General features: G+C 35.4%; 14 protein-coding genes. 3 read left to right on the forward strand and 11 right to left on the reverse strand.

Features of this window, described 5'->3' with window-relative positions:
• Positions 1–14 precede the first annotated feature (14 nt).
• From MKY46_RS12750 to MKY46_RS12775, 6 genes are all read right to left on the reverse strand, one after another.
• Positions 15–200, reverse strand: coding sequence for a hypothetical protein (locus MKY46_RS12750; protein WP_058843670.1), 186 nt, complete (start codon positions 198–200; stop codon positions 15–17).
• 545 nt (positions 201–745) lie between these two features.
• Positions 746–1,951: an EAL-associated domain-containing protein gene (locus tag MKY46_RS12755; protein WP_036117053.1), complete on the reverse strand. Its 1,206-nt coding sequence runs from the start codon at positions 1,949–1,951 to the stop codon at positions 746–748.
• A 536-nt stretch (positions 1,952–2,487) separates the two neighbouring features.
• Entirely contained in the window at positions 2,488–3,591 is a 1,104-nt protein-coding gene (locus tag MKY46_RS12760; RefSeq protein WP_058843669.1) for a hypothetical protein, read from the reverse strand.
• Positions 3,592–3,605: 14 nt separating this feature from the next.
• Positions 3,606–4,922, reverse strand: coding sequence for an SPFH domain-containing protein (locus MKY46_RS12765; RefSeq protein WP_340834400.1), 1,317 nt, complete (start codon positions 4,920–4,922; stop codon positions 3,606–3,608).
• Between the two features lie 162 nt (positions 4,923–5,084).
• Positions 5,085–5,459, reverse strand: coding sequence for a DUF423 domain-containing protein (locus MKY46_RS12770; RefSeq protein ID WP_340834402.1), 375 nt, complete (start codon positions 5,457–5,459; stop codon positions 5,085–5,087).
• Between the two features lie 11 nt (positions 5,460–5,470).
• Positions 5,471–5,896 (reverse strand): acyl-CoA thioesterase, encoded by a 426-nt coding sequence (locus tag MKY46_RS12775; protein ID WP_089932714.1) that lies wholly within the window; start codon positions 5,894–5,896, stop codon positions 5,471–5,473.
• Between the two features lie 796 nt (positions 5,897–6,692).
• On the opposite strand from MKY46_RS12775, the gene MKY46_RS12780 reads away from it, so the two are divergent.
• Entirely contained in the window at positions 6,693–6,944 is a 252-nt protein-coding gene (locus MKY46_RS12780; protein ID WP_340834403.1) for a hypothetical protein, read from the forward strand.
• Between the two features lie 520 nt (positions 6,945–7,464).
• Positions 7,465–8,091: a DUF4352 domain-containing protein gene (locus tag MKY46_RS12785; protein ID WP_036117064.1), complete on the forward strand. Its 627-nt coding sequence runs from the start codon at positions 7,465–7,467 to the stop codon at positions 8,089–8,091.
• Positions 8,092–8,895: 804 nt separating this feature from the next.
• On the opposite strand, the gene MKY46_RS12790 is transcribed toward MKY46_RS12785, so the two are convergent.
• Positions 8,896–9,129, reverse strand: coding sequence for a DUF3953 domain-containing protein (locus MKY46_RS12790; RefSeq protein WP_340809106.1), 234 nt, complete (start codon positions 9,127–9,129; stop codon positions 8,896–8,898).
• Positions 9,130–9,580: 451 nt separating this feature from the next.
• Here MKY46_RS12790 and MKY46_RS12795 point away from each other — a divergent pair, with 451 nt between their 5' ends.
• Positions 9,581–10,096, forward strand: coding sequence for a hypothetical protein (locus MKY46_RS12795; RefSeq protein ID WP_340834404.1), 516 nt, complete (start codon positions 9,581–9,583; stop codon positions 10,094–10,096).
• A 312-nt stretch (positions 10,097–10,408) separates the two neighbouring features.
• Here MKY46_RS12795 and MKY46_RS12800 read toward each other — a convergent pair whose 3' ends face one another.
• From MKY46_RS12800 to MKY46_RS12810, 4 genes are all read right to left on the reverse strand, one after another.
• Positions 10,409–10,753 carry an N-acetylmuramoyl-L-alanine amidase gene (locus tag MKY46_RS12800; protein ID WP_308302777.1) on the reverse strand — a complete coding sequence of 115 codons (345 nt, stop codon included), beginning with the start codon at positions 10,751–10,753 and terminating at the stop codon, positions 10,409–10,411.
• Positions 10,754–10,789: 36 nt separating this feature from the next.
• Positions 10,790–10,993 carry a phage holin family protein gene (locus MKY46_RS23815; protein ID WP_139149515.1) on the reverse strand — a complete coding sequence of 68 codons (204 nt, stop codon included), beginning with the start codon at positions 10,991–10,993 and terminating at the stop codon, positions 10,790–10,792.
• Between the two features lie 366 nt (positions 10,994–11,359).
• Entirely contained in the window at positions 11,360–11,893 is a 534-nt protein-coding gene (locus tag MKY46_RS12805; RefSeq protein WP_340835674.1) for a ClbS/DfsB family four-helix bundle protein, read from the reverse strand.
• 183 nt (positions 11,894–12,076) lie between these two features.
• Positions 12,077–12,796 carry a hypothetical protein gene (locus tag MKY46_RS12810; protein ID WP_340834406.1) on the reverse strand — a complete coding sequence of 240 codons (720 nt, stop codon included), beginning with the start codon at positions 12,794–12,796 and terminating at the stop codon, positions 12,077–12,079.
• Between the last annotated feature and the right edge of the window lie 112 nt (positions 12,797–12,908).

Consider the following 12,908-nt stretch of genomic DNA (forward strand, 5'->3'; position numbering starts at 1 on the left):
AGTACCATGAATTATTATAATCGCTCTAAATCCTGGTATTCTTTCATGTAAGGACCTTCTTCTGCAACAAATGAATGATACAATGCCTTTACTGCGAAGTTTTTCTCTAAACCCATTTCAGATTTTAGCTTTTTTAATTCATCATGCAACGCTCGATGTTCATTGATAAGCTTTAGCATTGTTGTTTTATTATATTTCATTACATCCGTCCTTTTTGTTTATAACTTGAATAATAACTTTAAAATAGTTAAATTCAGGGGAATTATGTGGAACTGCAAAATCCTCGGGCATCTGATGAAGTTCTATTATTTTTTGACGTATATCTGGCCATTTAAATGCTTTATCAATAAACGTTTTAAATTTTTTTCATGTCAAAGCTCGGGTTATTTGTTGAAGCTATATTACACCATTATCACTCATAATCGCAAGAACAACTTTAAAGATGCAACAGATACTTTAGTACAACATTACTTTATCACGAATATTTCATTTTCTACACTTCCCATTAATACATCACCTATTTTCACTTGATCTGACCATTTAAAATGACATAGGATATATTTCCACATAAAAAGCCTCCATCCTAAGATGAAAGCTTTGTAAGTTAACAAAAGTCTATGGCATAAATTCATGAAAACCTTCCGTAAAGGTTAAGTTCAATTCGGATAAATCACTTTAATCTTCAACTTTGGGGTACAATCATAAGTTACGCCCCATAACCCTTGATAGGTAAGCATTTCTAGGCTTACCTAAAAATACTGTGCTCATAAAGATAGTCATAGGAAAGGTCAACAAACAAATATTCATGTTCGTTGATGGCGATGGAGAATGTTCTAGTAATTTCCCCTGTTTCAATATCACGGTATAATTCTGAGATTTCCCCACTTTGATCATTCCGCATTTTAATAATTGTTTGGAGGAAGTATGGGCGCCAGCTCCAGTTTTTATTAATGGCTCTTGGCTGTACTTCCCAGTTACCATCAATTCGCATAATATTAGGTGTTAATTGGAAACCATCCTCATTACATATATAGAGTCGGAAAGAGTAATTATCCAATAACTCGGCAAGATATTCTAGCTGGGATACATTGTCGCTCGTTGGTTTCACACGGTGAACAATTGCCTCTAATTCCTCTCTTAATTTTTTCAACTGCACATATTGCGCCTCTAGCATTTTTTTTTCAGAAGTAATGAATTGCTGGCATTCCTTTTTAAAGCGTTCCTTTAATACATCTTTATCGACAAAGGTCATTGCTGGATTCGCTAGGTACGGACCTTGATAAAATCTACCGCCGTTTTTCCAGGCAAATTGTAGCTGGTACACCGTTTCGATATCTTCAAATAAAAGATTGGCACCAATTTTATAGGCAAGGCTACCAATAGCGGAAATCATGTCCGATTGAGCTGACCAAGAATCATAATTTAAATCACGTGTATTAACCTTTAAAATATGAGGTGCCAATAAAGCAATATGCTCTAAATGACTTTCTGCTCCAACTTCCTGCACAGCGGTTTTCACCCCAAAAGTCGTAAAATAACGCAGGGCGTGGTGTAATTTATTTATATCTCCTAAAAAACGGTGCTCTGATACAACCAGTACGATACGGCGTAAATCCTCTTCAGCTATATATTGTTGGATAATATTAAAATGACTTTCACCAAAATCTTGCATTAGTAAATTTGGATTACTTGGAATGTAAATATCTATATCAGATGCAATCTCATCAATTTTGGCTAATGCCGCATGTAAAATTTTATGCTCCATATCAATTCGATATTCTTCTGGAATATCTTCATTATTGACGAAATCCTTTAAATTAATTTGTTGCCCTTCAATTTGGAGATGTCCGGAAATTTCGTAGGCAATCACCGTATGCGCGTCTGCGCTAAATATCGGTTGATAATACCCATGTATTTGATCTAAATTTGTTAACACTTCAATTGCGTCCATCATCGAAACCTCCATTATGAATAACTTCTTATTGTTATTCAAAAATAACATTATATAGTGCATTAATAGCTTAAAAAATGCTCTCTGACTGTATAATAAGTGGTTTAAAGTAAAATCGCAACTTCACTTATCATAATTAATGGAAAATCTAACCTAAATTTTTGCCTTTTCTTCGCTTTAACCAGTGTTTGATTTTCACCATTTCTAACGACTTTCAGACAGAATAGGTTGCTTTCTCTACTATCTGATCATTTTTAAACCAGTAAAACATTTTTTCAAGGCTGTACTCTCACTATAACGTATGCAGCATACCGCGGAAACAGCCATGACAACACATGATAATAACCCTATCTATACTAAATAAATCAGTCATTTACCCAGCAATTCAGGACAATTTTATGTTATTTCAACCTTCAATACTTATTGTAAAAAAATCTATGTCCAATAGCCCATCTGCTCGAAAAATCTAAACAGTCTGTCGCCCAGAAGTCAGGGATGAAAAAAAGCAGCATTCCAAATTGGAGTGCTGCTCATCATTATTCAGACAGGAAGAAATACCAAATGATTGCTAGTACCATTAACGATAACAGAACAGCTATGGTTACGCGAAGTGGTGAAATTGGCGCATTGCCGCCTACTCGCCCTGTTTGTCCGTTCACCATAAAGCGATAAATCTTTTCCTTATAGCGGAAGGAGGATAGCCAAATCGGTAACATTAAATATTTGTATGTAATATCATCATGATTTGTGGAAAAGCGTAAATTTGATACTACATCCGCACGATTTTCCCAACGAATTTTGGACGTAATTTGTGCATGGAGATGATCATGGATTTCATTTTTTGCTTGGCTCCATCCATCCTGCAAGCCAATACTGTAACGCTCTGATAAAAATCCAGCTACATATTCTGGTTTATAGGCTTTATTATTTAAAAGATTAAAAGGTTCAATCTTGCGCATCATGTCGCGATCATATCGGGTCGTTGCACTGACTAAGTGATCATCGATAAACTCCTGATAAAAGCCACTTGTTGAATACCAATCGGTTTCCGTGTGCGTTTTCCCATCTTTATCAGTAACTGTTCGATGACGTCCATATCTAGCAGAATACCTAGAGCTTGTTTTGGAGTCAAATGTCCAATATGGAAGATATACTCCTTTAAAAGCATCGGGTCTTGCACTAGTTTTAGCAGCTTTCGGTGTAAACCATCTGCCTTTAATCCATTTTTGAAAATGTTCTCCTGCTTGCTTATCTGTTACTTCAAAAGCACATACCCCATTCGGTGCAAGTGTATTTTCAGCGCTAGCCTCCATAACCTGATTGGAACCACAATAAGGGCAACTATCTGCAACCTGCAGAGCATCATATATCGTTTCAGCAGCACAGGCTTTACAAATGACCGTTTTTTTCTCCACGCCCCAATTGAAATTTCCACGTTCTTCTGCGTTGAAGAAGTCCATTTCCTGGGCAACTTTTTGTTCCTCCTGATCAGGCGTTGCTATTTCAGTCTCAAAGCCACAATACGGACAAGTCAGTTTACCCGTGGAAGGATTAAATTCAATTGATGCGCTACATGACGGACATTCCGCATCAAAGTCAAGCTGCACTTGTTTGACATTTTCAACATCTTGCGTTGACATCAGTCTTCATCTCCTTACTTGACGTCATTCTCATCAAAAACATCGCCACATTCTGGACAGAATTTAGGCGGATTCACTGGGTCCTCTGGTGTCCATCCACATTTATCACATACATAAAGTAAAGCGCCAGCTGGTTTTTTTGCCCCACACTCACTACAGAATTTACCTTTATTGACCGCACCACAAGTACATGCCCAGCCTTCTTCCGCTGGTTTTGCCGCACCACACTCTGAACAGAATTTCCCCGTGTTTTCATGACCACATGCACAAGTCCATGTATCAGTTGCTTTCGTTGCTTGATTTTGCATCGCAGCTTGCTTATTTTGCTCATTTATTTGATAAAGCTGACTAGCATTGACGCCACCAGCTTGTGCGGCCATATTCATGCCCATAAATCCTGCCATCGCACCGCCCTCATTGTTAGCAGCTGCAATCATAGCCTCTGCCTGCGCACCCGTTAAATGGGCAGCTGCCATGCCTGGATCACGCATAACGGCACTACGTTGTAGCTGTTTAATCATGGCTTCATCTTCATCAGAAGCCTTGAGCGTACTGATACCAAATGACACAACAGCCAAGCCATGTGTTGCAAGCCATTTTTCTGATAATACCTTATTGAGTGCATCTGCTAAAGCAACTGTATGAGCAGGTATTTCACTATAACGAACGCCACTTGCTGAAATTTGCGCGAAAGCAGGCTGTAATGCTGTCATTAATTCCGATTTTAACTGGCTATCAATTGCTACTCTTGTGAATTCATGCTCTACATTGCCACAAACATTTGTATAGAATAATAATGGATCAATAATTTTATATGAATATTCCCCGTGACAGCGAATTGCAATGTCAATATCTAAACCAATATTGCGATCGATGACACGGAATGGAATGGGTGCAGGTGTTCCATATTTGTTCCCTACAATTTCCTTCTTATTAAAATAGTAAACTCGCTGATCCTTCGCAGGCTCTCCTCCAAAAGTGAAACGCTTGCCTATTTGCTTAAACGTTTCCAGAATACCTTGCGACAAATCTGAATCAAACATTATCGATGGTTCTGTTGACGTATCATAAACATATTCTCCAGCCTCTGAAGAAAATTCAACAACTTTCCCCTGCTCAACAATCATCATACATTGCCCTTCATTGATGGCAATAATCGAGCCATTGCTAATGATATTGTCATTGCCTTTATTTGAACCTCGTTTAGAAGTACGTTTCACACCCTTTGTTACAAGAACATCTGCAGATAATGCCTCACAATAGAAATACTCACGCCATTGATCCTCTAAGACGCCTGTTAATGCCCCAACTCCTGCTTTTAATAAACCCATAATTTTTCCCACCTTCATATTAATGTTTAGCTTATTTTATCATCTATCAATACTATGTAATACGCAAAATCAGACAAATTGTTTCATTTTCTTCGTATAATTAAAAAAACGAGCAGCCTCTATGAAATGAATCATAAGAGCTGTCTCGTTACATTTTCTTTATTAGGATAAGGCAGCTATTATAACAAGCACCCATGCGACGATAAATAAGATTCCGCCAATTGGTGTAATCGCCCCTAGCTTTTTCACACCTGTCACGGCAAGCACATATAAGCTACCAGAAAAGAAAACAATCCCTGTAAACATCAAATATACTGCCCAAGAAAGCAGACTAGAGCTTCCTAAAAGTGCCTCATTAGAGAGAATACCTAGCCCCATAATCCCTAAAGCATGATACATCTGATATTGCACAGCCGTTTCCCAAATCGCTGCATAATGCGGTGAAGCAAACTTATCCTTCAGTGCATGTGCCCCGAAAGCACCTAAAATAACACCAAGACCTGCCAAAATCGCACCTAACACTAAAAACATTTCCATCTGTTGCTCTCCTATTTTGCCTCAACAGCAATTTCTTTATATTTGGCATCCCAAGCAGGATCAATTTTACTTAAAGAGACCGGGCGCAATGTATCCTTATGCGCAAGAATATGTACGGATTGAGCTGTGGCTGCCACCGTGCCATCCTCATGTAAAATTTCATAGCCATAGGTTGTTCGTAAACGATCATGCTTCTCCAACCAAGTACGCACTGTCGCTACTTGTCCATAATGCATGGCTGCCTTATACGAAATCGATAAATCCATTACTGGCGAAACATAGCCATCTTTTTCTAAAGCAGCATACTCAAAACCTACATCATTTACCAGCTGCGAACGCCCAATCTCCAACCAAATGATATAGTTTGCATGGTACACCACGCCCATTTGGTCGGTCTCCGCATATCGAATCTCAATCTGTTTTTCACTCACAAACATTTTCTTCACCTCGTCCTACATTATAGCGTAAAAGTATTGATTTGGTGGGGTTTTTGCTCTATGGAAATTGGAACGTTGAAAAATAGAGGGAAGCATTTCTTAAATATCTAAAATATATATGGATTTTTCTAATATGAAATATAATTCATATAAACACTGGGGTACCTCTTTATGATTAATAAATAAACATGCACGAGCAGTTACACTAATCTGTATTTACACACAGTAGGTTACTCATTTCATTCAAATAAGTGACCTATTTATTATTTATAACGTACTGACAACATCAAACAGGATTGATATAGTTTTCTTTTATTACCAACATTCTATATGGAAAGACGAAGTTAATTTGAATATACAAGAACAAATAAGAGTTTATTTATAGCCAGCTGGTAAACAGGTTATTTCGTTTGTTGAAGAAGATATAAATATTTTGTCAACTCATATTGAGCATGATGAACAGATAATATCTGCGACAACCGCTTCAAAAAAGTTAACTTATTTTTTATTCTTGTTAACTACTAAAAGATTGCTTACATTGGAAAAAGATAAAAAAGGAAAATTATTTGTTTCTTACGATGTAATTGCTATTAGTAACTAAATCGTCAACAGAAAAATATTAGCTGTAGAAGTTGATTTCACCTATTTAAAGAATGAGATTAAACTCAAACTAACTAATGATAATGCAACCAAACCTTTCGCGAATGAATTTGAAAATATCTTCAGCATTCCAGAAAAAACAATACCTCAAAAGAAAGAAAAAGCACCTAAAGCAATCAAGCTAAACATGACCATCTTGAATGGAAAAGAACAGATAAAAGAAAGTGGTTTTAATTACGTTTTACAACAAACTAAACACGGTTATATAGATATTGTTGTAGACTTCAAAGAACCAAAAACTTTCAAATTAATTAAATGGGAACGTGTAGAAAATGTCCAAAAGAGTACTTCAAGTATAGTTGGCTGGACAGTAATCGGAAGTAAATTCGGTAATGCGGGAGCTATAGCTGGAGCAATGGGAGCTAATATCGGGAATATAAATCGGTAGCTACCCTATTTTTAAAACGAGAAAACGGAGAGAAAGTGCCTTTAGAGATGGTGATGGATTAGCTTGTGATAAATAACAAAAGAAAGTCACTCATTATTTTAAATGGGTGACTTCTTATCTTGTTTATATAAAACTGTTCTGTTCTTGGCCACTTTAGTTTCAGTTCCATGATACTTTTAAAATCTTATCCCCTGTTTGTGAAACAGTTAAATTAAAATCAGTATTTCCTTTATTAATTGCCATAAATAATTTCCTCCTTGTGTTGTTTAATTGGTACATCTCAATAATAGGCATCCCACGATGTTCAAAACTCTGTAAAATATACATAATTATTCTAGTAAATATCTATCAAAACTCTATATAAACAAATAAAAAACCAGGTACTCTGTTGAGCACCTGGCTATTTCTTTGAGTGATTTACTAAGCTTGAACCATATTCTAGTATAATAAGTTTACATAACATGGTAATATTGATATAATTTAATAGTACTAACAACATATACAAAGGAGACTATTTTACATGAAAAAACCTTTCTACAAAAAATGGTGGTTTATTTTAATTGTTGCCATCATTGTAATCGGCGCCATTGGTAATATGGCAGGAGGCAATGATACAACAAAGGAGAAGGATTCTAAAGATAAAGTTGAGACTTCTGCAAAAGCGCCAGAAAATAAAGATTCATCAAAAGATGATGAAAAAGCTAAAGAAAAAGAAGAGATTGCCGTAATTGATACTCCTTTAGAAGTTGGAGATGCAGTGTTTACTCTAAATGGAGTTAGTTTAACAGATCAAGTAGGGCCTTCTGTATTACCTACAAAAGCAAGTGGTACATATGTTGTGTTAGATGTTACTTACAAAAACAATGGAAATAAAGCTGTAACAATTGATGCTAGTTTCTTCAAATTAAAACGTGGTGAAAAAACATATGAATCCGATAGTGTTGCTAGCATGTCAGCAAACCAAGGTGAAGATGGTAACATTCAAAATAGCTTCTTCTTACAAGAAGTAAATCCTGACATGGAGATTAAAGGTAAAGTTGTATTTGACCTTGCTCCAGAAGTAGCAGAAGCAACTGATTTACAACTGCAAGTACAAACGGGTATTTTCGGTACTGAAACAGGTATGATTAATCTAAGACATTATTAAAGTCACTCAAATGAGTGACTTTTTTTAGTTCATATTTAGCTTTTATCTACAATTCTTCCACTAGCAGTCCATTCGTACTCACTTTCACCAGACATTATATGTCGTAATTTTAATAATTGTTCAATTACTATATCTAAACTCTCAACTTTATTAAAACCAAGTATAACAGGAGCATCATTTAAATTTAATATTTTAGTAGCTTCTAATTTCGTTCAAACAGGTTCTAGGTCAATTTTAGTAAACTGAATAGCTCCAGAATCTCCCTCCTTAACCCTCAAACAAGAGTGCTTTTCTATAAAAATTATAGAATATCTTTTGATATTATTACGCGATTACCTTACAATATTTTTTGTTATTTTTTGTTTACTTCTGAAATTCAGTTAACATTAAATAGTCCATTAATTATATCTGTAATACTATAAAAATAATTGCAGACATAGTTAAAGAGCAGAGCATAACATATTGGATATTGGTGGGTTCATAAGTTGATAAAAAATACCTGCTACCAATCATTGATTATTGGCTAACCACACATCGGCGTATTGTTCTAGCTCTTGTATGTTGTTTAATGCCATCTTTCCTCATCCTTTCGAATACATAATAAAAAGCCTCCATCCTAAGATGAAAGCTTTGACATTGTGATAACCCTATTGTCGAGAGCTCATTTGCGACTCGTGGTAGAACACACCACATTATTTTGTAGCAAATTGTATTGGGTGCTTTTCCGGGCATTTTGTTGCTGTAGTAAGTTTAACTGAAATAAATGGAAAGTGGAGGAAGTTCATTTATAAACCATTCCTTTATTTATCTCCATATGAAACTTTGAATTGATGTATATGTTGAAAAGAAAAATACTCCTATTAGAAACAAACCATAAGCTTTTCTCTTACTTTGAAATTCTCTAATTCCTAAGGTTAACATAGATAAACCCAAAAAGAATATCATTAGGAAATTCAGCTGGTAATCACGTGTAATAAGTCCATAAGTTGAAAGAGATATTGCTATGATAGCAAAGGCAATTGGTAAAATTTTCAGCATAACCTTCTACACCTCTTTAAATTTCATATTTATTTATCATACTACAAAAAAGAGTAAATGTAAATAAATGTAAATTAATTACCTTTTATATTAATTAATAAACCTAATCTCTTAAAAATATAGATCGACCGTGTATGTCATGCTCCGACAAGTTTGCTCAGCGCTGATCGGTCCTCTATCTGTTTTTCCCTAATATTTAGGTTTTGATAAATACCAAGGGAGGAAAACCTTACCTCACCGACCTACCTCCGATTGTACATTATTATTTTCAACTCCCCTAATGTCGAGGAGATTTATGGAAATAAAAAAAGACTAGTACTCATGTGAGCGCCTGAACTTGATTAATAACTTGCTGTTGATAATTATGTTGGTTATTTGATGGGTATTAATTCAAATCATTTTAAGAGATTAGAATATAATACTAAACAAACTATAAAGGAGGAATCTAGAAATGTTTAGTAGGCATACACAAACGAGCTGTTGTCAAAGTGAAGCGAACTACTTCCCTAAAATTGTTGCTACTCCTGGCTCCGTTGCACCTGTCACTCCTGGCGTATTAGGTTATGGGTCCCTGCGAGGAGACACATTAGATTTTTTATCGCCTGTATCGACACCCGTTACATTTGAGCAAGTGGGCCCTTTATCTAATGTAACTGTCAGCCCATCTGGAAATGAATTAGTAGTGCAAAACAATGGCGTATATCAAATTACTATTTCAATAAATGCGCAAGCAACAGCATTACCCGATCCAGATCAACCGTATTTCACTGTCAGCATTACCGTAAATGGACTACCTATTTTTTTAGAAGGAATAGCTATTTTTAATGTACTAAATAGAAGTAGTTCAAGCTACATTGTCCAAGCTACTTTATCTGCCGGAGACTTAGTAGGAGTAAGTGCCTCGTCGGATTCTCTAGTCGCTGGTTACGCCAGTCGTTCTTTAACCGTTATTCAAATAGGTGGTTAAAAAACATTAAGGTAATTGACCTTTGCTGTTAAACACTACGATGTGCAATGTTAATTCCCTTCAAAATCACTGCTGGTAAGTGTACCAACAGCGAATTTATCTAGATGTGACTTATCGTTGGGCTTTTTATCTACTGCGATTTTAGTTAGCTTGTTTGTGAATTGCATTATGTCATCATCCTTTTCTGTTGGTATTTCAGATTTCTGCTGGCTTCATCGATGCCTTAATTCATTTCAAAAAACGATTCCAACGATCTTCATTTAAAATTCATTGCGGACAATACGTGCCGTTCCAACCCTGGTGCTTCTTCACTTACTTAATACCCCAACCGAATTGTTTTAAATGTTTCGCAATGTGTTGAACAGCGTTTTCCTCTGCAACTCGATAACGTAATCCACTACTTTTGCTGTGACAAATTTTGATATCAATAGAAAGCCAGTTTCCTTTCTTTATCGCATTAGGATCAGTACTACCCCCACAATGCCAAACATTTCGATTAAAAGGTATAGCCTGAATGCTTTCTTTATCATCCACAGTAACATGATAAGACACCTGATTGTTGTTGCTAATCCTATATGAAATCTCATTAGCTGTGTGGCCTTGTTGCGTATAGTGATAAATTGAGGCGCCATTGTGTATGGTGCCTTGATTGGATATTTGTTTATTGGTAGCAAGGACTGCTTAAAGCATATGTCATTTCGCTTTTTTCTTCTTTGTATTGAATATCTCTAATGCTCTCTTAACTGGTACATACATATTCACACCGAGTTTTGCTGAAATTTCGCCTAAGCTAACTAGTTCGTTTAAGATAAACATTACTACAACAGCATCTGGAATAATCTGTCCAATTGTAAATCCTTGATCTTGCAGTACTAAATAGATGAGATTAGCTACGATTCAAACCAACATCATGCTTTTTTTGATGATGCCTTGATACCGACGCTTACTGTTAATCGTTCCCCAGTTAGCTGCCATTCCAGATAAAATCGATTGCATTTAAAATAAAATGTACTGTCATAAACCTCAGCCGCCTACTGTGCTAAGTAAACTTAAATGTTTGTTCCATTTATCTACAATCTTTGCCCTTTTTGAAAGTAAAAAGCCATGAGGCAAATCGAGAATATTGTGTACCTTTGCCCATCTCCATTAATAATCATAGCGCATAATAAAAGCCCTCCATGTTTGTGGAAGGCTAAAGAATATCCATACCGCCTGTTACTAATCAATATGTACAAAAGAACATCACTTCTTTTTCAAAAATATTTAAAGGTTAATCTTCTTCCATTTACGAATTTTGGTTCTAAAGTTTGTAAATGGAGCAACTGAATTAATGTGAACCCATTTCCAAACAGGCCAATTAGCTTGTGTTTTTGCCCATCGTCTTTGGTCAACTTCAAATAATTCCTTCTCAGATAGAATATTTAACCACTCACATAAATTAGTGACCGCTTCATCAAGCATTGATTGTTGTTCTTTCAAAGAGTACGCTCCATATTGTTCATAAAAAGAATTGTACAATCCACCTAGATTATTCCACTTATAGCCTTCTGCTGGCGTGTGTACTTCTTCTCCCTGTTGTTCTTTTTGCTCCCAGTGAAGCAAAAGATTTATCCATCCAAGTTGATAAGAAAGGTTTTCAGATGGAGTTTTATCCACTTCCTCAATCCGTTTGTTTTTCAAGACTTCTGGTATATCATTAAATTCTGCAATATATTTTTTATACTTGTCGTTAATCGTACTAATCAATTCTTCCTTGTTTGCATACTGCCTCTCTTTACTCCCCTCTCTTCCATTTATTAGTTCAGCAAAATTGAATGATTTCCTTCTAAAAAATGAAATTTAAAATAATGCTTACCTATCTGTTTGAGTGGCAGATAATGACAGTACACTCAATTATGTTGTGTTTATTCAATGATAGCCCCACTATATTCACAAAATTAGTGATCATTGGTCTACAATCTATAATTGCTAATTCGCTCTTTAAAGACTTGTAAATCTTCTTTCGTTATTGGAGAGATTGTAATAATTTGAATTAAATAAATTTGCATTAGGTTCATTCGTGACTTCCATAGATATATATTTTATTTCACCATTCTTTTCATAAGCAAAAATTAAATACTTCTCTATGATTGTGCTCGTTTTTTCCTTTGCCTCTCCACCAATTATAGCACCTAATGAACCAAAAAGATTATTCCCTGCTATAGCTTTACCAGCATTACTTACCCAACTTTTTTGAATTTCAACATCTGTTTTTATTAGAATATCAATCACTTTATTTATATTTAATTCAATTGTGGCTTGACTTCTTTCAAACACGATTTTATCTTTGCATCTGTAAACAAATATCTCAGCACCTTCGGCAACTGGTAATCCAGCCATATGTTTTACTTTAATACATAGATCTGCATTGAATAGCTGTTGTCGAGATTTAGAACCAAGTACTTTACTCTCTGCCTCGAACTGTTGTTTCTTTTTCGCAGCTTCTCTTTGTTTACGTGCTTCTATAGCTTCAGCGCTATAGGCTCGTTTATAAAGTTTAATTAGAAATCCCTCAAATAAAACAATAAGTACCAATAAAATGATAGAAACTAGATAGTCAGCACCTTCATATCCTTTGCTATTTAAAAACATGTTAGTTAAGCCGTACAAGAAATAAAATCCAACTAATGCAATAGCTATTAGATGAAGAACTTTTTTCACCAATATCCCTCCTCCTATATAAATATACATATATAATGAATGGGATTCTATTACAATTTTTTAATTACTACTTTTATCGACTCATGCACCGTATTATCATGGCTAAAGCTTT

This window comes from Lysinibacillus sp. FSL M8-0355 (assembly GCF_038008985.1).
Lineage (GTDB): Bacteria > Bacillota > Bacilli > Bacillales_A > Planococcaceae > Lysinibacillus > Lysinibacillus fusiformis_D.